Raw genomic sequence first — 21,788 nt, forward strand, 5'->3', positions numbered from 1 at the left:
TACTCAATTACCTACGAACAATGTATACGGAACGTTAGACATATAATCATAATTAGCACCATAGATAAGAACGGTGTATTCATGTCCAGCTACAGCATTAAAATTAACATAGTCTGTTTTTCCAGCTCCAAGGAAACTGGAGCCAAGCGTTGTTCCAGTTGCACGATCTAGAACATGCATATCATAATTTTTATTACTTGGGCTAATAAGCTGTAACTTCATAGGTCCACTGTTATTAGCGGTAAATTTATACCAATCCATATCATTAGGTGATGATATGCTAGCATTAACGTTTGAATAAATATCTACATCAAATGCAAGATGATTCTCATTATTATTCTCATATGCAGCATCTAATGAGTTACTAAAATTAGTTTGCTTTAGTTCATATTGCTCTGTTGAGAAACCATAGCTTGGTGAGTAAACAAAAAAATAGTATTCATAATTTTTAGTTACTGGAATTTTTATAGTGTCAGTACCACCTACACCAGCATTGTTAACTACTGCAACTCTCTCTAGATCACCTTGTGGGTCTTTGTAATGAATAATTAAGCAATAGTCTTGTCCTGCTGGTGAATCTAGTGCAAATGAAGCATATCCATTTGAATAGTATTGTGTTTTAAACCAATCTTGGTCATATTGTTGGTAAATAGCTGATTTAATAGGCATAAACTGTAGTGGTACAGATGCTGCCGTTGCAATTGAATTATTTGGTTCGTATGTATCCCCAGAAGCCATTATAAAAGTAGTATTAGAAAAAATTAAAGCTATACATATTATTCCAGTTATTAATTTTTTTATCATATGTAAATCTCCCATCAATTTTATTGTAAGGTGAATACTGTGCACAGAATACCCATTACTATATCTATTATATCAATAAAATTAAAAATATTATGTCAAAATATGATGAAAAATTAAAAATTAATAATTATATAATGTATCTAATCTTAATTTAATAATTATATAATGAAAAATAAATGAAATAGTTTAAAAAAAGCACAAATATCAATACTTTTACTTTTTGTGGGTTAACTTCTGTTTTGTGTTGTATTACATTGTTATTCTTTCACTTTGTGGTTGGTTAAATTTTTTTATAGGCATATACCTTAACAGATTTATACAGAAAAGGAGCAAAATTCATAAAAGAATCCTGCTCCTTTTTTTAGATATTTGATCCCTGCTATTTTAATGTTTCAAACAAATTACTTAGCAACAAATTTAGCAGTTTTATCTGTATCTACACTACCCACATTAGCTTCATCTTTGATATCGGAGCTTGATTGGATAGATACTACAAGTAACTCACCAGTTGTTGTATCTGTATCTAGTGTAAGTGTATATGTTTTATCATCTACTTTTGCTACACTATCAACGGTATAACCATCAATTGAGAAGTCAGAACTATCAACGCCTTGAACAAACTCACTGAAAGTCACTTTTACTGTATCTGAAGAAGTAGCTACAGCTGTTAACAATCTTGGCGCTGCATTTTCAGTTGTTACAGATACAAATTTAGAAGTATTATCGTCCATTACAAGACCATTTTTATTAATAACATGATCTTTATTTAACTCAACATCATATACAATTGAGCTATCAAATGGTGTACCGGAGAAGAATACACGTACTTTGTTACCATCGCTACCTTCTGCACGAACAAGTACAGGTGTAATTTCTGTGCTATCTTTTTTAACTTTTACATCTGTGTTAACTAAGGAAGCTACATCAACGATTTGATCGAAGATGATATCAAATGTATTGTTATCAATGGATACGATGTTAGAAATTTTAGCACCTTTTACTTCTGTGTTAATACCACCGAATAATACTTTATTATTATCATTCTCTGTATCAAGCATTACTAAGCCAAAAACATCTTTTACTTTAGCTGATTCAACTTCTGCAGTGTATAAAACAGCAGATTCAAATGTATCACCTGTGTAGTAAATGGTTAAGGACATTTTGTCACTTGCAAGTACAGTGTTTTGGATTGTACCTGTGAATTCATCTACACCAGTTTTATCATGGGTGATTGTAACATCATCAGTATCAATAGAACCGTCAATCATGATTGGCTCACTGAACATTATTTTTAATGTTTGGTTGTTAAGCAGCATAGCTGAAGTAACTTTTGGAGCAGGATTTGATACGGAAGTTGAAGCAAATAATGCACTGTTGTTTGTAGTGGCGCTAACAGCATTACCAGCTGCATCTGTAACATTTGCAACAGTAACTTTGTAGATGACACCACTCTTCATGGTTACACCACTAAATAATAAGGTAGCTGTACGCTTATCATCACTTAATATTACTTTAGTAGCATTTTCAGGAAGTTTATGTGAAGCATGCTCATTACCTGATGAATAAGCAAATGTGAAGTTTCCTTCTACAACGGTAGCAGGATCCAATTCTTCGCTGAATGTTACAACAACTGTATTGTTGTTAAGAGCTACTGCAGAATTAACAGCTGGAGCTGATGTGTCATCAGTACCTATACCTGCAAATTCAGCTGTGTCTTTATCTTCATTTAATACGTTACCACTTAGATCGGTAACACCTGTAACATCAACAGTATAAACTTTAGAAGCTTGCTTAGCAGTTGTTAAAATCCATACAGTACCATCTGTTACGGTTGTATCTTTCACAACTTTTGTTGGGTACCCAAGTTCTGCACCTAAGTAATAGTTATATGGTAACTCAGCAAACTCTTTGTCCATAGGCTCATTAAAGGTTACCTTTACGGACATGTTACCAAGAGATTGAGCATCTTTGACTTCTGGTTTTTGAGTATCAACAGCTTTACCAGCAAATGCTTTATCATCATGGTCACTATCAATTACATTACCAACTAAGTCTGTTACGTTTTCTACTTTTACAGTGTAAACGTGAGGAGAAGATTGAGCACTAGTTGTTAATACCACTTCCGCTTCATTATCTTGACGCTCAGCACTTGTAATTGTTAAGCCATCAATTGTATAGTTTGCTGCGTTTTCTGCTGTTACTTCGTCCACTTTTTCATCAAAGATAACTTTAACAGTTGTATTTGTTAATGGAGTTGCAGCAACTAAACGAGGTTTAGTAGAATCTGGAGCGATACCAGCAAATAATGATTCATCATGATCAGAGTCAATCATATTGCCTTCAAGGTCAGTTACACCTGTAACCACAACTTTGTAGATTGTTGTTGTTTGTTGAGCACTGGTTGTTAAAATAACACGTGATTTATCTGTTTGTCTTTCAGCTTTAAGAACATCAAGACCTTCAATACTATAGTTAGCTACGTTTTCAGCTTTTGCTTCATCCAATGCTTCTGAGAAGATTAATTCAACAGAAGTATTCGTTAATGAAACGGTTGATTGAAGCTCAGGCTTATCTTCGTCTTTTGGAAGTCCACCAAATTGATACTCATCATGATCAGTACTAATGACATTCTCTGATAAGTCAGTAACGTTTTTAACAACTACTTTGTATATAGTACCTTGCTCTTGAGAAGAAGTCGTTAAAATAATAGTTGTTTTGATTGGATTATCATCAGCATCTACTTCATAAGCAGCACTTGATACAGTAAGACCATCAATTGTGTAGTTAGAAGCTATAAGAGCGTTAGCATCAACTTCTTCACTGAAGTTTAATTGTACAGTTTTATTAGCAGTAGCTACAGCAGAAGTTAACTCAGGTTTATCTGTATCAGCAGCTTTTGCTACAAATTTGTAAGCTGTACCATCATAAGTTAATGTATACAATGCATTAGCTTTTAAAGCATCTGTCTTAAGTCTTATGGTTGTACCGTTATCTCTAATATGAGCACTTTCAATAGCAGCTTCTTTGTTATCACTATCTACAAGTTTAAATACACTTGTTGATGGTGCAACAACAGTTGTTTTATTTAACTTTACATCTTGAATAGATGAGTTAACTGATACAACAGATTTTACATCAAGTTTCGTAATAACAATAGGCGTTCCAAGCTCTTCACCCAATGTTACATCAGAACCTTTTGCAAAAAGTGTTAAAGCATCATAAGTGAATACAGCAAAGTGTAACTCTTTAATGATTGTAGCCATGTTCACGTCGCTTGCATCTCCAACTAAACCGATTTCAGCAGCTTTTGCAGGAACAGTTCCCCAAGTGTAGTCAGCTGGGTCTTCGTAGTTAAGAGACTCAAGTAATACTTTAGCATATTCTTGAGAGTTAATCTTTTGATAAGGTCTGAACGTACCATCTGGGTAACCAGCTACCCCTATCTCTGGATTAGCTTTTAAGTATGCCATTAATCGTTTTTGGTAATCGTTTTGTCCTTCAGCATCTGCGAAAGTATCTTTACCTTCGAAATCAAATGCCAACATGTCGTCCTCTAGACCCTGAAGTCTAAGTAACATGACGATAGAACGATATCTCGTCATTTCTTTTGTTCCGTCAACGCCGTGGCCTTCGCCTTTTAAGACGCCAAGCTGTACGAGTTTGTCAAGTTTAGCTTGATCGTTTACTGCACTAGCAAAACTCGGTACAGTAGAGAATAATACGCATGCAGCAAGTGCAAACGCTACAATTTTTCTCATTGCTTTTTTCATTGCTTAAAATCCTCCTTATTGAATTATAATTTTTCCTGCTCATTGAACGTAACTCTCCAAACCAGAAGAGGGTTCAAGTTTTTTCATATAAGTTGCTTTGCATAAGGTTGAGGATTTCATTTGGACATTCCGTCAATTATTGACACAATAAGAAAGCTCGTTCTTTTTATCCATGTAAAAAAACGTGGTGCGCCTATAGAAGGGAATATAATGTTATGAAATTTTTCTCAAATAAATGACTTCACCTTGTCATCTCATATGTACAACTTATATGTGCTGACTGCTTGATTAAAGCAATCAATAACTGGTTATTATGTAGACTAATTATGTCAACCATTACAGTAATATTGTAGCGAAGAGAAAATAAAATATCAACGCATAAAATCTTCCAAAAAAAGAGAGGATTTTAAATAAAAGACACCTGTTTAAAATTGGTAAGAAGTTGAAATGGATTAAAAACCGTTTAAAATGGGGAAAATATAAACTATGAGTGTTGAAATGAACGAAGAAGGTGATAGCTTTATTGGAGAAATCAAGAGATGTTTGAAATATAAATGTAACTTTTTACAATATTGTGACAAACCAAAGATGCGTATTTATCCTGTGTTTTTAAATAAAAGCCTTTACAATTACTGAGCAATTTGGTAAAATTAAGTTAATTTATTACAAAAATATTACATGAGGATTGAAAAAGTATTACTTGGAGGATTAAAAGAAATGAATGGAGCGCCAAAATATCGAGAGATACTACCGGTTAAATATAGAAAAGAAATTATATTAATATTATGTTCGTTATTTATATTCTTTACAATAGGCAATGTGTTTGTTCCAACAGAAAATATTCAAACCAAAGCCAACAACATACCTAACGCCTATAATGTCGTGTACAATGGCAAGAGTTTAGGTATTGTAGATAATCAGTCTACGGCTAATAGAGCTTTTCAACTTGCTAAGGCTAAAGTAGTCGATGCTGACGGTAATCGGCTTAAGGTGACAACAGACCTTAAATTTTATCTGGAATATGCCGATCCATCTGAAATAACAGAGAACGATATACTCGTTATGAATATGCAGGATGCATTGAATGCAGATAAAGCATCTTTCTTAGTTTCAGGCTATGTACTTGAAATTGGTGATGAGTTCAAGGTTGTACTAGAAGATCAAGAAGCTGTAAAAGAAGTTTTAAAAAGAGCACAGCAGCTCTATGTCAATGCAGAAGAAGGCTATCGGGTTGATTTAGTAAGGGTACCTTATACGTCAGCTGTTAGTATGCCTGTCATTGTTAAAGACGATACAGCTGTTGGCAGCATAAGTACACCGGAAAGAACGTTTCAGACTTCAACAAATACAGCTACAAAAGCTGTGAATGCTGCATCTGAGGCTGTTGCGGATGAAGAAGCTGATAATGGTGAAATACCTGTTGAAACAGTTGGTGTTTCTTTTGCTCAAAAAATACAAGTGGTCAAACAATATGTACAGCAAGATGATATAAAAAGCATTGCTGTGGCTACAGAAATGATTACAAAAGAAAATGAAAAAGAAAAAACATATGCTGTTGAACAAGGGGATACATTATCAGGTATTGCCAGCAAAAACGATATGAAGCTTCAAGATCTACTAAAAATGAACCCTGGTGTAGAATCTCAAAAGTACATTAATATTGGGCAGCAAATAATTGTAACCGTACCAGAACCTGAATTATCCGTAGCTACAAAAGAAAAAATTGCTTATACAAAACCGATACCACGTTCTGTGACGAAGGTTGAAAATAAAGACAAATACAAAGGCACCAATACCATATTGGATAATGGGGCCGATGGTGAGATGTTAGTAACAGCTATTGTAACCAAAGTGAATGGTTATGAGGAGTCAAGAGAAGTCGTTGATGAAAAAGTTGTAACAGAACCAAAAGATAAAGTGTTGGAAGTAGGTATTAAACCATTCCCATCAAAAGGAGCAACAGGTAATTTTGTTTATCCAGTTGTGGGCGGAACATTTTCATCACCATTTGGCTATAGACGTGGTGGTTTCCATCATGGTATTGATTTAGCCATTAGCACAGGTACACCTATTCGTGCATCTGATGGAGGACGAGTTATCTTTGCAGGCTGGAAGAACTCTACTTATGGTTATGCGGTGGATATTGACCACGGCAATGGTGTTTTAACACGTTATGCTCACTGTAGCAGAATTCTTGTTAAATCAGGACAATCTGTTTCTCAATATCAAACAATTGCTAAGGTTGGCAGCACAGGTAAAAGTACAGGACCACATGTCCACTTTGAAATTCGTTTCAACGGTGTAGCAGCTAATCCCATGAAATATATTAATTAAATCAAAACAATGTAAGCTCACCAATTTTGGTGGGCTTTTTATTTACATTAACCTTGTAATTTGATAGAATAGACTAATAGGATAATAGGCTATTATAAGACAACGCATCCACATGTGTTGTTTATACATATAAAAAAGGGAGTTATATAAGAGAGGAGCAATAAAATGTCAAAAATACTTGTTGTTGATGATGAGAAGGCCATTGTAGATATTCTAAAATTTAATTTACAAAGGGAAGGCTATGTTGTTGTAACAGCTTATAACGGAGAAGAAGGATTACAGGTATTTGAACGGGAGAATCCAGACCTTATGTTATTGGATATTATGATGCCTAAAATGGATGGACTACAGGTCTGTAAAACCATTCGAAATAAATATGACACACCCATCATCATGTTAACAGCCAAAGCAGAAGAAGTGGATAAGGTTCTTGGTCTTGAACTGGGGGCTGATGATTACGTCACTAAACCCTTCAGTGTTCGAGAATTAATGGCTCGAATAAAAGCCAATCTTCGACGGAATGTATTAGAAAATAAAAATACGGAAGAAGTTCAGGTGATGACTTTTGATAACATGAGCATTAATACCAATCGCTATGAAGTGACCATCGATGATGTACCCATAGCCCTTACGGTGAGGGAATATGAACTTCTAAAATTCTTAGCAACGCGAAAAGAGCAGATATTTACAAGAGAGCAATTGCTAGAAAAAGTTTGGGGTTACGAATACTATGGGGATGTAAGAACCGTTGATGTAACCATACGTCGATTACGCGAGAAAATTGAAGATGTACCAGGAAAACCTAAGTTTATTTTAACAAAAAGAGGAATCGGCTATTATTTCAAGGGGTAGTTGCACGAGTAAGGTAGGTGTATTAACGTGATAACCCGTAGTTTAAAATGGAGAATGGTTACCATCTATGTCTTACTGGTTCTCATTGTTATGATTGCATGCGGCACCATGATTGTAACATCCATAAGCCGTAGTGCTTATAAAGGGATAGAAGATAACTTAAAAGAAACCATCACCAAGTCCATGGAAAGTATTGAGACAGGAAATACGAAAGAGGAAGTTCGCAACAATTGGATTGATATTATCGACGGATACAAAGATAGTGAAAGGCTGTTCTATTTGTTAAACACAGACGGGACAGTTGAATACCCAAGAGAAAATATTATCAGGGACCGCTTCAATAATTCCATGATTATTGCAGCAGCTCATGATAAAGAAAGAAAAGAATATGACACGTTCATTGATGGGGAAGGCCCTTATCGTAAAGAATACCGTGGCTATGCTAGACCCCTTAAGGTCAATGGTAAAGTGGCATATGTGGTTTACATATTGGCTCCGTCAGGACAGGTAAAAGAGAATTTAGCAAGTACCATTAAAATCATTATATTTGCCATCATTGTTGCCATTGTCTTATCCATATTTTTTGGGTTTATGTTCTCCAGCTTTTTGACCAAACCGATTATTGCTTTATCCAATAAAGCAAGAGCAATGTCAGAAGGGGACTTGGTAAATACCATTGAAGTCTTATCGGAGGATGAAATAGGTGAACTGACTCAGAATTTTAATATCATGGCAAAAGAGCTGAATCATAATTTGACCCAGATATCCAGTGAAAAAAATAAGTTAGAGACAGTATTTGCCCATATGACAGATGGTATTCTGGTGTTTGACAGTAATGGCATGCTTATACATAGTAATCCTGCATCAAGGAATCTACTAGACTTAGAAGAGAAAGAACAATATGGAGAAATATTTGCTCTCTATTTAGATATGACTTACGATGAACTCATCGAGTATGTCATAACAGGAACAAGACAACACATTATTCGCTTAGGGGACAAGTATGTTAATTTATGTTTTGCACCATATCTGGACCGACATGAAAACATTCTTGGTACCATATCGGTTATACAAGACATCACAGAGCATAAGAAATTAGAGGAAATGCAGAAAGAGTTTGTGGCGAATGTATCCCATGAGTTACGAACGCCCCTCACCACCATAAAAAGCTATGCAGAAACATTGCTGGATGGGGCAGTGGATGAGAGAGAATTAGCACTTAATTTCCTTAACGTTATCAATCATGAAGCAGACCGTATGACGGCTCTTGTACAGGATTTACTCGAATTGTCACGGTTAGATAATAAGCAGACCAAATTCAAGATGCAGGATATCAGTTTATCACACATTGTAGAAGGCAGTGTGGATAAATATCAGATTCATGCCAAAAAGAAAAATCAAATCATGGTCTATGAAAGGACATCAGATGACTATAAAATTACGGGTGATGCTGGCCGTATAGAGCAAGTCATTAAGAATATTATATCCAATGCAGTAAAATACAGTTATGAAGAAGCAACCATTCAAATAGAAGTTATGGAAAGAGGTCGATTTATTGTTGTCACCATACAAGATACAGGTATGGGTATACCAGAAGAAGACTTATCAAGAATCTTCGATCGTTTTTATCGTGTAGACAAAGCAAGGTCAAGAGCCATGGGAGGAACAGGCCTAGGTCTGGCCATTGCAAAAGAAATCATGGAATGCCATGGTGGACATATTAAAGTAAACAGCGAAATTGGTGTCGGTACATGTTTTCATTTGTATTTTCCTTATGAAAAAAGGGAAGCACAATAAGATGTTATTTAAAAGTTAACACATTGTAATGAAATTGTAATACTTTTCTAGTATAATGAGATTAATAAAAATTATGATTTGGAAGAGGTAGCATATGTGTAAGAAATATATACGACTATTCATAATAAGTATGTTTATAGCTTTTTGTGTGCCCATCATCGCATGTGCAGCCCCAGAGCCTGCAAATGGTGATATGGAAGAGAAAGAAGAGAGTTTTCTTGCGTATTTTGATATCCATGATGATATACTTGATATATTAGACGGTGGAAAACAAGTGGATGACAAGATAGCAGATGCATTACAAGAAGATGATATTAACACGTTTACTTATCTTAATTTAAATAAAGGATTTCGTAAAATAGAAAAGACGAACGACAATGAAAGTGCTCATGCAGGGTATTTTCAAGTAGCACCTACATTTTCTGATACCAAGGATATATCAGGTGAAGGTGAAGAAAATACAGTCGTTGGTATCATGGTCTGTAAGATTGATGAAGACAATACATTAAAACCTACTTTCTTTACAGAACGTCAAAAAATTGGACCATCTAAGCTATACAATGAGTCCATTGAACTGAAAAGCATTGGTGGCAATATGATTATTCTTGCTGTTAAAAAAGGTGAAAAATGTGAACACAAGGTGTATTACATTAATCGAAAAAAAGCAGACACCAAAGAACTCTTAGAGAACATTGACGTTGGATTTGATGTTGAGGATGACAACGAACAGGACAATACATTTGATTCTTTCTTCAAAGAATATACAGATGATAACCAAGCAGAATAAGATGTGAGAATACCAAAAGTAGTGTGAATAACGATGAAGAATGCAATAAGAACAGTTGTACTTGTGTTTTTAATAGGTCTTAGTTTGTATCAGCTAACAAGGTTATGGTTTGATGACTTATCAAACTTTAACCTTTTTTATAATGCTCAGGATTCAAAAGCCATAGCCAAGGATAAGTATTTTATAAAACCCGATACGTTGGCGGTATATAATCTCAATGAAGTAGGTAAAGGCTATTCATGGATTAAGCAAAACAAGAAGGAATTTGATGATACATTTTTCAAGTCAGCGAATCTAATAAAAGCTGTATTAGCAAAAGGTAAAATAGAACCCGCATCCGTAGAAGAGTTATGGCAAAAGCAAAATGTATTGTTTAAGTATGATTATGAGATAGAGCCAAGTCTCCTATTGCGTGACCTTAATGTTAAGAACTTGTCTTTCAATGAGAATGTTCAACCTTTTAATGAGATCATGATTATGCTTCTATCTCATACAAGTGCAAAAGTCTATTTTATGAATGATACAGATTATAACAATATAATCGCTTACACGGTGTCAGGGGATGAAAGTATCGGTATTCTTAAACAAGGAATGGATGATTTACAAGGAAAAGATTTTCCTTACTATCAATCATCTAAAGAATTAAACCTATCATCCTTCACGAGGAATGTACTCATACCCGATATAAAATCAGTGGAGTTCAATACCATTGATTTATCCAAACCATTTTATAAGGACGATACATTGGATGAAGCGGCATTAAAAACATACGTTAATGGCTTCTCTAAGTATAATAAGTTCAAGTTAAGCATCAATGATGAAGATGATGATAAGCTCACTTATATTGATGTGGATGATGGTGTGCAGTTGGACTATTATCTCAATGGGTATGTGGCTTATAGAAGTGATAAGAATAGCAATAAAAAGAACGTATCACCTGTAGATGCCTATTACAAAGCAGAAGATTTTATTAAAAATAGAGATACGCTCATTAAAGACGTGGAGTATACGTTAGCTCATTATGTCATTGAAGAGGATAAGGTAACATTTTACTATAAGTATAAATTCAACGGTATAGATGTGGATATTGCTGAAGAGAAACTTCAAGCTGTGGATATAAACATAAAATACCCCATTGAAATAATAATTGAAGATGGACACATAACACATTATAAAAGGTTCCTATTAAATGAAGAACGTAACGAAAGCAATGTACAAAAAGAAGAATATACGCTATCTTATAGTGATGTTATAGACCATATGATAGAAGACTATCCTGATGAAAAAGGCAGAAACATAGAAGATGTATCGGTTAAATATCTGTTGGATAGTGAGGCTCAAACACTGCAATTAAGCTGGGTCGTAACAACGGACAATATAAAATATACACAAACCATTAATTAGTCAAAAGAGGTGCTCATATGAATTTCGGTCGTATACTAAATATCTTTATTATATTATTTATTATTGCCAATATAGTTCTTTTCGGCCTCTATGAATATAAAAAGAAAACGGACTATAGTCTGTCTGCAGAAAGAGAGAGACAGCTTATAGAAATTTTGACAGAAAATAATATTTCCATTTACACCCTTTTACCCAAGTTTTACCCTAGAAGAAAATTGGAAGTTGAACGAATTAATATCAATACCACCACATATCCAGAACAATTCTTTGATGGAGGCTATACACTAAAACCTTTTGAGAACCGTTATTCAAAAGGAAATGAAGATTTATTTATTCACTCAAAAGCCAAGGAAGTCACCATTGAATATGAAAAAAAAGCCAATACACCTATTGAGAATTTTGATAAAGGTACAGTAGAAAAGATAGGTAGAGAATTAGTTGATCGCCTAACACTACATAAAAATAAGATGGTCATGCTCAGCAGTGAACCGGATGATGATCTGACAAAATATGTTCTTGTGTATAACGACAAAGCGAAGCATAATGACATTCTATTTAGTAGTTATGTGGAGCTTGCAATCTATAAAAATGGTGATATATCAGCTAAAAGCAGACGTTATAAACCATTAAGGTTTAGTGGCAGTAGTAAAAAAATTTTTCCAGTGGATGAAGTTTTGTATGAATTTATGTATAATATTCAAGGAAAAGCGAATAATGAGTTTATAAAAATAATGGGCATAGACATTGGTTATTATGTAGATGATGTGGATAAAGAGAATGAGAAAAATTCTGCTACAAGCATAATAGAAGCGGAACCTTGTTACCGTATTAGCTTAGGTAATGGTGAAGTACACTATATTAATGCTTATACGAATATCGAAATTTTTTATACCGAATACGACTAGGTATATAAAAATTATTCCGAAAAAGTAAACATCTTTTACAAAAGCTGGAACATGTGCTATAATAAAAAATAGTGTAAACCAAGTAAATAAAAAGATGACCATAAAAAATAATAAAAAAAATAGTATATGGAATATTAGATTTTTCTAAGCAATAGTAACGTTTAAGATATGTAGATAGAGCTATTGCTTATAAGAACGAGATTTATTATAATGAACTTATGATGACTAAGAAATTTACTTAAGATGATATACGGATATAGAAGATGAAGTTCAACTTTATGAAGTATACTTAAGAGAGGTGTAAAAGTGGAACAACTAGTGATAAAGGGTAATGTGAGATTACAAGGCGAAGTTACAATTAGTGGTGCTAAGAACGCAGCCTTGGCCGTTTTAGCTGCAGCTATCCTAGCTGATGATGTTTGTGTTATTGAGAATCTACCATGTGTCAATGACATCAAGGTATTGTTGCAATCAATGGAGCAATTAGGCGTTAATGTGGACTATTTGGATCAAAATAAAATCAAAATGGATTCACGACATATTCATAACCGTAGGATTGATTATGATTATATCAAAAAGATAAGAGCTTCTTACTACTTGTTAGGAGCATTGCTAGGGAAATATAAAAAAGCTGAAGTAGCATTACCTGGCGGTTGCAATATTGGAAGCCGTCCTATTGACCAGCATATCAAAGGCTTTGAAGCTTTAGGTGCTCATGTTGAAGTCAAACATGGGATGATTGTCGCAACAGCTGATGATTTAACAGGAGCTAATATTTTCTTAGATATGGCAAGTGTAGGAGCAACCATTAATATCATGCTTGCTGCAGTAAAAGCGAAAGGAACAACCGTTATTGAGAATGCTGCAAAAGAGCCTCATGTTGTAGAAGTGGCTAACTTCCTAAGCAGTATGGGTGCTGATGTAAAAGGTGCTGGAACAGATGTCATTAAAATTAATGGTGTAAAAGAACTTCATGGCACAGAATACATGATCATTCCTGATCAGATTGAAGCAGGCACATACATGATTGCTGGTGCTATTACAGGCGGCGATGTGACAGTCAATAATATTATTCCTAAGCACATGGAGGCTGTTTCAGCAAAATTAGCGGAGATGGGTGTCACCATTGAAGAATATGATGAAGCCATACGTGTTATTGCTAACGGTCCCTTAAAGAATATCCAAGTAAAAACATCACCATATCCAGGATTTCCTACCGATATGCAACCTCAGATGACCGCTTTGTTATCCGTAACAGGTGGCACAAGTATTATGACTGAGAGTATATTTGAGAGCCGTTTTTCTTATACGGATGAATTGAATCGTATGGGTGCCAATATAAAAGTAGAAAGTAATACAGCCATCGTTAAAGGTGTTGAGGAGTTAACGGGAGCTGAAGTAACTGCGCCAGATCTTAGAGCAGGAGCTGGTATCATTATAGCTGCCCTTGCTGCTAAAGGTGAAACAGCTGTATCAGGTGTTGAGTACGTGGACCGCGGTTACGAGCATATAGAAGATAAGTTAAAGAGGCTTGGAGCCGATATTTTCCGTGTCAAAGATAAATCGGATAAATCCATGTTTAAAGTAGTCTAGGAATAGCTATTTAAACATATTTTTCATGTTTAATATGTGTTTAAAGCACCTATAAGTTAAGGTGTTAAATACGTAAGTGCCATGGATTACATGTAACCCATGTTTAATGGATTTAAATTGCATCATTTATATTCTACTTATATAAGCTAATTAGATGTTGTAAGCTTATATAAGGGAATAAAAATGATGCATTTCGTTTATACAGGTATGACAAATAAATACCCTGTTGGCATGAGTATTAGAATAGTATTGACATACATAGATAATAAGAGAGGAAGAAGTCAATGAAAATAACTGTCATTACAGTAGGTAAGCTCAAAGAAAAATACCTTAAGATGGCCATTGATGAATACAGCAAACGCCTAAGTCGCTACTGTAAATTAACCATCATTGAAGTCATGGATGAAAAAACACCAGAACAGATGTCGATTTCCCAGGAAATGATAGTTAAAAACAAAGAAGGGGAGCGTATACTGAAACATATAAAAGATAATGCTTATGTCATCACCTTAGCCATTAAAGGTAATATGCTATCTTCAGAGCAGCTAGCGCAACATCTTAATCATTTAGGAGTTGAACGAAATAGCAACATTGTATTTATCATAGGCGGCTCAATTGGTTTATCAGATGAGGTGATGGCTCGTTCCAATTATAACGTAAGTTTTTCTAAAATGACTTTTCCCCATCAGTTAATGCGGGTTATTCTACTGGAACAGGTATATAGGAGTTTTAGGATTAATATGGGTGAACCGTACCATAAGTGATCGCGATTTTCATTATTTTCTGAAACATAACACTGATATATAATGCAAGATAGTATTAATAAATTTTGTATTAAACTCTAGATACATGAGAGAGGTGTTAAAGGTGAATGTATTTCAAAGTTTTCCTCTGGAATTACAAAAAATAATTAATTCATTGGAGATTGTTGAAGTTATCAAAGGAAGAATTGGAGATAAAATAATTAAATTATCAGATAGAAATAAAAAGTTATACTTAAAAATAAGTAATACAGAAATGACACAGGATGAAATGGAGAATGAATGTAGGATACTAAACTGGTTGTCTTTTAGTAGATTAAATATACCAAAAGTATTATTCTTTCAAAAGAATACAAATAAATCATATATGTTGCTTTCAAACGTTTCTGGTGTAAGTTCTCATGAAATAACAAAAAAGTTTAGTAAAGAAAAAATAGTAGAAATAAGTGCTAAGGCTCTACAAAAAGTACATAAGATTGATGCTCAGTCTATTCCACCAGAATATACTAACTGTTTAGCAAAGGAATTGGAAAGCATTATGAAAAATGTGGAAAACGATATGATAGATATTGAAGCTTTTAAAGAAGCAAACCACGATAAAACACCGCAGACGGTGTTGGAGTATCTTTTAGAGAAAAAAGGTTTATTCAAATCGGATGTATTTACACATGGTGACTATTGTCTTCCAAATATATTAATAGACAATGAGTCTAATTATGGTTTTGTTGACTGGTCTCAGGCTGGTACTGGTGATATTTACAGAGATATCTCTCCTATGGTAAAAAGCATTAATAGGAATTTTGGAAAGGCCTATTCTAACCTTTTTTTAAAACATTATGGAATAGATGAAGACAAAGTAAATAAAGAAAAAATAATTTATTATGGTTTAATTGATCAGTTTACCTACTATAAAAAGTAAGTAAACTGGACTCTCAGTGCATGAATAAAAGAATATTATATTTCTTCTATTTATAAAATCGCCGATAGCATAGTTACGGTGAACCGTATCATAAGTGATGGCGGTTTACAGATATTACGATATTATGTGTGATATAGAATGGAATAAAATTAAGGAGAATAATGATGATGCGTCAAACATTGATCAAAGCAGCCAAAAACTATATTTATCAACTAGATGATTTTTCAGAGAAAGCTGTTATCGAACAAATTAAAGAAGAATTGCAGGATATTCTTTCGTTTAATGATAATGGGGTACTCGAAAAACGATTTAAATATATTGGGGTTGGCAAGAAAGAGGATTATTTAAACCGATTCATAGAGACAAGCGAAGGCACAGTGCTTGCTGGTATTAGACATATGGGGGGAAACCCGGAAGAACCGTTTGTCTATATGTGGGCAGGATTTAAAATACAAAATGTGTATAAGATTATAGATCAACTTAGGTCATACTTTGAAATCTTTAGTCCTAAATCATATCGTTTCTGGGTTCGTCCTGATTGTAATGATTATGATGCTACAATTATTCAGCAACGTTTTATTGCGAAGATTGATGATATGGTCAAATATGATTTGCCTTTGAAGATTCCAACTGATTATTATGACTGGTATTATAATCAATATAAAGTTTTTCATGATTTAAGACCTGATTTTGTTGATAGGGTAACTGTTAATCCGAAGGAAATGATGGATGAATGTCTTAAACAAGGTTTGTTATATCAGTTGGAGGTAGATGGAGAAATAGCTGGACTGATTGCTGGTGAAAAGGAGACGTTTTTAGGAGAATCAACAGTGTATATTGATGAAATCCTCACCTCATCAGCTTTTAGAGGCAAAGGATATGGATCAAAGTTACTAGGAAGTTTTGTAAGCTTGATTGATGCAAAGTACCTAACATGTAATATTGACAGTGACAATGTTACATCCACTAAAACAGCATTAAGAGCTGGTGAAGTGATATTTAGTCAAGAATGCTTGGTTGAAGTTTAGCTTTCAATCAGGAAATAACCGCAGTTTAGTATGGTACGGTGAACCGTACCATAAATAAGTGCGTTTTTTTAAATTTGTTTCCATATTCAACCCATGTGAAGTGTGGGGTAAGAATATATAGAGAGGATATGTAGTAAGGAGGTAATTATGAGAATCATTATTTCACCCGCAAAGAAGATGAGAATAGATAACGATTCCTTAGCTTATGATCATCTCCCTCAATTTATAAAGGATACAGAAGTTCTAAAGTCATATTTAAAGGAATTAAGTTATGAAAAGCTAAAATCAATATGGAATTGTAGCGATAAAATAGCTTCTCTAAATTATGAGCGAATTCATAATATGGACTTGTACAGTAATTTGACCCCGGCCATCCTTTCATTTGAAGGGATTCAGTATCAGTACATGGGTCCAGGCGTGTTTGAAGCCAAAGCATTTGAATATATTGAGACACATCTACGTATTTTATCTGGGTTTTATGGTATGCTACGCCCTTTTGATGGTGTAGTTCCTTATAGGCTAGAAATGCAGGCGAAATTAGGAGATAACGATTTAAACTCACTTTATGAATTTTGGAACAGAAGACTAGCAGACCAACTTTTTTCAGAAAGTAACTGCATTATAAATTTAGCATCTAAAGAGTACAGTAAATGTATTTCAAAGTATTTGAACAAGAAAGTGAGATTTATTACTTGTGTTTTCGGTGAAATGATTGGAAATAAGGTAGTTGAAAAAGGAACACTAGCAAAGATGGCAAGAGGTGAAATGGTAAGATTTATGGCTGAAAAGCAGATTGCGGATGTAGAGGATATCAAAAGCTTTAGGAGACTAAATTATGCTTTTGTAGATCGTCTATCAGATGAAAACACATACATTTTTTTAAAGGAGATGGTATTGTAATCATTTATAAAAACACAGACAAAAAAATGCCGTTGTAATATGTACGGTGAACCGTACCATAAGTAACAGTAAAATAGTGAATTGCGTTCCGAAGCTTAGCACAAGACCATAATTCTTTGGTTTTACAAATCCGCCGTGTATAGTGCACCCCAAAAGTTGAAACTGACTTTTGGAGGTGCATTTTTGTCAGTATATTGTCAGTTTAGTTTTGTATAATAACTTTAAATGATTTATGAAAATAAATATAACAAGGAAGGAATAAGGAAAATGAGAAAAAGAAGGCTGGTCAGTTTAACACTTGTCCTAGTGTTGCTATTATCAAGTTTAGTGCCAGCAATGGCAAAAGAACTAGCTTACAGCGATACAGAAGGACATTGGGCACAGGAACAAATATTAAAATGGTCAGCCGGCTTACATTGCAGTTGATGGTATAATCTATTATGTGACAGGCCTAAGTACTTGGAGTGATGGGAACACACAAAGGATATAGTGCAGGACAAGAAGTGACAGATGTATTTAAGAGTGCTCATGGTGTTTCCATGTTGAACGGTCTAGCTGTGGTAGGTGTGAAGAGTGAAATATTGATACATCTATTGTTGTAAATAATCAGGCTTCAAGTATAATGGTTAGTGTAAGCTTTGATGAAGGCCACAATGACGACAACTATGAACACAATGATGATTAAACTAATGGATAGGAGTAATAATGTATGTTGATTTTACTTGCTGAAGATGATCCAAAGATTGGTAAATTGCTAACAGGATTACTTAAAAAAGATGGGTATGAAGTGGACCATGCTGTTAATGGTGAAGAAGTACTTTTGTATTGTGAGCAAAATGACTATGATGTGATTGTGTTAGACTGGATGATGCCCATTCTTGATGGTATTAAAACCTGTGAGAAATTGCGACTTGATGGGATTGCAACTCCGATTCTAATGCTGACTGCAAAAGATGATTTAGATGACAAGGTTACTGGTCTTGAAACAGGTGCCGATGACTATGTGGTTAAACCTTTTGAGTATCGTGAACTATTGGCTAGACTTAATGCATTGGCAAGGCGCAAGGCGAGAACACTGAAAAAGGATAGCATAAACCTAGGTCAGCTGGTGATAGAACGCAATTCCAAAACATTAAGAAGAAATGGTGAAATAATAAGGTTAACAAAAAGGGAGTATCAGTTATTTGCAATTCTCGTTGATAATAAAAATCAAACCCTGCCAAAGAAAGTACTCTTGGACAGAATCTGGGGCATGGATGGTGAAGTCACGGATAATAATCTAGAAACACTTGTCAGAAGACTGCGTAAGAAAATTGAGACTTCAGATGAGAAGCTCATAAAGAATGTTAGAGGTGTTGGTTACAAGTTGGAGGTAGAAAATGTTTAAAAAAGCTCAGTGGCAATTAACGATTGTCTATACACTGGTACTGATTGGAATTTTAATTATATCTAATGTCATGCTTTATCTTGTATTGGTTAATTATAACAGCAGTGAGATGGCAAAGGATGTTGAGCGAATAACTTCAAAGATTCAATCCTCTGAATGGGTTCTGGAAACTGAAGAATCAAAAGAGTATCACAATGAGGAAGATGAAGATGAGGAGGAAGATGAACGTTCAGGCAATCTTAATGTTGATGATCTGACAGAAGCCTATGAGATTAGACTGGATGATGATTTGGAGCTGTTCATACCTGAAATCCTCAACAGCTTTAGTTACTATTTTATCTATGATGAAGATGATGTATTGGTGCGCTATAAGAGCTCCAATGATTTGCTGCTGGATTCAATGAATGAAATCAGTGAGGATATCAAAGTTGGCGACGAGCCAATAGCTATTGATATGACAAAGCAGAATGCTTATCACTATATAGCAGCTAAATACCCAATTATCATTAACGGCCAGGTTGTAGGAACCTATACAGTAATTGAGAATGTGTCCATTGCATTTGATACACTGGATAACCTTAGAGCAATTATGTATGCTGTTATCATAATTGGCAGTGTTATTTCTCTTGGAATCGGTTATGGACTAGCTGGTTTGTCAATGCGACCTATCAAGCAAGCATACAAAACAAAACAGCGCTTTGTGGGTGATGCGTCTCATGAACTTAGAACACCTATTAGTGTCATAATGTTGTCAATGGAAGCCATAAAAAACTACTTTGCACCCAGTGATGAAGGTGCCAATGAGATTATTGATGATGTGATTGATGAAGCCAGGAATATGAAAAAGTTGGTAGGTAAATTACTGTTCTTGGCTAGAAATGATTCAGGTTCTGTTGTGTTCAGAAAGGACCACATCTATATGAATAAGTTAGTTCAAAAGAATGTGAAGAAATACCGATTAATTGGTCAGGAAAAGGGCATTACTTTTGAAGAAGATTACAGCAGTCATAGAAGCATTATTGGCGATGAGAAACTCATTGATTCTGTTATATCAACACTTTGTGATAATGCTATAAAATATAATAAACCAGATGGTAAAGTCTATGTCACTGTAAATGAGATAATGGTGAGAAGAAAGCATTATGTTGAAGTGACAGTTAAAGATACTGGTATTGGCATAGATGAAGACGATATAAGTAAAGTATTTGAACGATTTCATCGACAAGATACTTCTAGAAATAAAAAAATCGAGGGATATGGACTTGGTTTATCCATTGCGAAAGTCATTGTAGAAAGTCATAATGGTGAGATTGATGTTGAAAGTGAACTCGGTATTGGAACAACATTTGGGGTACGACTTCCTTTGAAATAGAATATGTTCGTATAATGGAATAGAACGGGCTAGTGTTATGTACGGGCAACCGTACCATAAATGATAACAGCCAATAGAGGAAATTAATAATACATAATAGTGACATTAAACATAATAAATATTATAACATATGAAAGCATCATATTATATTTTTTTGATTTTTAAAATGGTAAATCAATAAAATAAGGATATGATGCTTTTTTATGGAAAGCAATAATGCAAGCATGACAGTGATTTTATCAGCATTTGGGCGTGCATATTATTGGCTATATGATGAACCTAAGATTTTGGTTGTAGAGTTGTTTTGGTATTTACTTGATAGGAACATAAATATTCATTGTAGTATTGTGAAGCGTAACAATCTTTTCTTCAAATCCATATATATCAAGTGCGTTGTTAAACTCATAATTCTTTTCTATAACCGAGGATAATTTTTTCCATCCATTTGGGATTCTTTCGAATGGGTCAACAAAAGGATTATCAATGCTTAACATGGCGTATTTTGATTGAGGGATAGTACGTTTTTTTATAGTACTTTCCGTATGTTTGTTAAATTCTTCTTCGGATACAATTAACCAATACTCATAACCTCTTAAGCCTTGCTGACTCTCTTCTTCTGAAACGGGTATATCAAACCCAACTTCAGTTAAGACATGTATTTGATTAGCTAGTTTATATTCTGTCATAAAATCAATAACATTATGTTCAGGCTCAGAGCTAATGATAGAATGGGTTAATGCATATAATTTATTTATTGACACTATTTTTGTTTCTGATAAATAAGGCAACATTTTAATTCCTCCTAACTTATTTAATTCTAATTTTTTAGTTAAGGTACAGGTATTATTTCTGAACTTTCCAGGTGAAGTCCCATAAGTATTACGGAATGCTCGAGAATAGGTGCGGCTGGAATGAAAACCATACTTTAGAGCAATATTAATTATGGGTAATTTAGTCTTAAGATCTTGTAATGAATACTCAAGCTTTCTCTTTCTAGCGTAGTCCATAATATACATGCCAGTATAGATGTAAAAGAGTTTATGTAAGTAATACTTTGAATATCCTATATGCTTAGCTATAGAATCCACACTAATTGGACATTCAATATTTACTTCAATAAAATCAATAATGCTTTGTACGTACATTTTTTTCATTATTAATTCACCTCTTTAACA

At 34.2% G+C, this 21,788-nt stretch carries 18 protein-coding genes; 15 read left to right on the forward strand and 3 right to left on the reverse strand.

Annotated features, from left to right (window positions below; genetic code table 11):
* Positions 1-3: 3 nt before the first annotated feature.
* Together HZI73_RS02870 and HZI73_RS02875 are read right to left on the reverse strand one after the other, a co-directional pair.
* Positions 4-804, reverse strand: coding sequence for a hypothetical protein (locus HZI73_RS02870; protein ID WP_212696755.1), 801 nt, complete (start codon positions 802-804; stop codon positions 4-6).
* A gap of 401 nt (positions 805-1,205) precedes the next feature.
* Positions 1,206-4,406 (reverse strand): Ig-like domain-containing protein, encoded by a 3,201-nt coding sequence (locus tag HZI73_RS02875; RefSeq protein ID WP_212696756.1) that lies wholly within the window; start codon positions 4,404-4,406, stop codon positions 1,206-1,208.
* An 846-nt stretch (positions 4,407-5,252) separates the two neighbouring features.
* On the opposite strand from HZI73_RS02875, the gene HZI73_RS02880 reads away from it, so the two are divergent.
* From HZI73_RS02880 to HZI73_RS02950, 15 genes are all read left to right on the forward strand, one after another.
* Positions 5,253-6,908, forward strand: a complete 1,656-nt coding sequence (locus tag HZI73_RS02880) for a M23 family metallopeptidase (RefSeq protein ID WP_212696757.1) — start codon at positions 5,253-5,255, stop codon at positions 6,906-6,908.
* 165 nt (positions 6,909-7,073) lie between these two features.
* Positions 7,074-7,760, forward strand: coding sequence for a response regulator (locus HZI73_RS02885; protein ID WP_212696758.1), 687 nt, complete (start codon positions 7,074-7,076; stop codon positions 7,758-7,760).
* Positions 7,761-7,787: 27 nt separating this feature from the next.
* A complete protein-coding gene (locus tag HZI73_RS02890; protein ID WP_212696759.1) occupies positions 7,788-9,557 on the forward strand; it encodes an ATP-binding protein in 1,770 nt (589 codons plus the stop codon).
* Between the two features lie 94 nt (positions 9,558-9,651).
* The gene (locus HZI73_RS02895; RefSeq protein WP_212696760.1) at positions 9,652-10,344 is read left to right on the forward strand and encodes a hypothetical protein; all 693 of its coding nucleotides are present in this window, start codon (positions 9,652-9,654) and stop codon (positions 10,342-10,344) included.
* Positions 10,345-10,377: 33 nt separating this feature from the next.
* Positions 10,378-11,748, forward strand: coding sequence for a hypothetical protein (locus HZI73_RS02900; RefSeq protein WP_212696761.1), 1,371 nt, complete (start codon positions 10,378-10,380; stop codon positions 11,746-11,748).
* 17 nt (positions 11,749-11,765) lie between these two features.
* Positions 11,766-12,653 carry a hypothetical protein gene (locus tag HZI73_RS02905; protein WP_212696762.1) on the forward strand — a complete coding sequence of 296 codons (888 nt, stop codon included), beginning with the start codon at positions 11,766-11,768 and terminating at the stop codon, positions 12,651-12,653.
* 306 nt (positions 12,654-12,959) lie between these two features.
* The gene (locus HZI73_RS02910) at positions 12,960-14,246 is read left to right on the forward strand and encodes a UDP-N-acetylglucosamine 1-carboxyvinyltransferase (RefSeq protein WP_212696763.1); all 1,287 of its coding nucleotides are present in this window, start codon (positions 12,960-12,962) and stop codon (positions 14,244-14,246) included.
* Positions 14,247-14,530: 284 nt separating this feature from the next.
* Positions 14,531-15,010 (forward strand): 23S rRNA (pseudouridine(1915)-N(3))-methyltransferase RlmH, encoded by a 480-nt coding sequence (rlmH, locus tag HZI73_RS02915; RefSeq protein ID WP_212696764.1) that lies wholly within the window; start codon positions 14,531-14,533, stop codon positions 15,008-15,010.
* A 103-nt stretch (positions 15,011-15,113) separates the two neighbouring features.
* Positions 15,114-15,926, forward strand: coding sequence for a phosphotransferase (locus HZI73_RS02920; protein WP_212696765.1), 813 nt, complete (start codon positions 15,114-15,116; stop codon positions 15,924-15,926).
* Positions 15,927-16,090: 164 nt separating this feature from the next.
* Positions 16,091-16,954, forward strand: a complete 864-nt coding sequence (locus HZI73_RS02925) for a GNAT family N-acetyltransferase (protein WP_212696766.1) — start codon at positions 16,091-16,093, stop codon at positions 16,952-16,954.
* A 147-nt stretch (positions 16,955-17,101) separates the two neighbouring features.
* On the forward strand, positions 17,102-17,854 hold the full coding sequence (gene yaaA, locus HZI73_RS02930; protein ID WP_212696767.1) for a peroxide stress protein YaaA: 753 nt from the start codon (positions 17,102-17,104) through the stop codon (positions 17,852-17,854).
* 267 nt (positions 17,855-18,121) lie between these two features.
* Entirely contained in the window at positions 18,122-18,280 is a 159-nt protein-coding gene (locus HZI73_RS02935) for a hypothetical protein (RefSeq protein WP_212696768.1), read from the forward strand.
* Positions 18,281-18,318: 38 nt separating this feature from the next.
* Entirely contained in the window at positions 18,319-18,456 is a 138-nt protein-coding gene (locus HZI73_RS02940; protein ID WP_212696769.1) for a cytochrome b5-like heme/steroid binding domain-containing protein, read from the forward strand.
* A 107-nt stretch (positions 18,457-18,563) separates the two neighbouring features.
* Positions 18,564-19,241 (forward strand): response regulator transcription factor, encoded by a 678-nt coding sequence (locus HZI73_RS02945; protein ID WP_212696770.1) that lies wholly within the window; start codon positions 18,564-18,566, stop codon positions 19,239-19,241.
* Positions 19,234-20,613: a sensor histidine kinase gene (locus tag HZI73_RS02950; protein ID WP_212696771.1), complete on the forward strand. Its 1,380-nt coding sequence runs from the start codon at positions 19,234-19,236 to the stop codon at positions 20,611-20,613. Before HZI73_RS02945 ends, HZI73_RS02950 begins: the two co-directional genes overlap by 8 nt.
* 311 nt (positions 20,614-20,924) lie before the next feature.
* On the opposite strand, the gene HZI73_RS02955 is transcribed toward HZI73_RS02950, so the two are convergent.
* A complete protein-coding gene (locus HZI73_RS02955; RefSeq protein WP_212696772.1) occupies positions 20,925-21,767 on the reverse strand; it encodes a helix-turn-helix transcriptional regulator in 843 nt (280 codons plus the stop codon).
* Positions 21,768-21,788 lie beyond the last annotated feature (21 nt).

This window comes from Vallitalea pronyensis, from assembly GCF_018141445.1.
In the GTDB taxonomy this organism is placed as follows: Bacteria; Bacillota; Clostridia; order Lachnospirales; family Vallitaleaceae; genus Vallitalea; species Vallitalea pronyensis.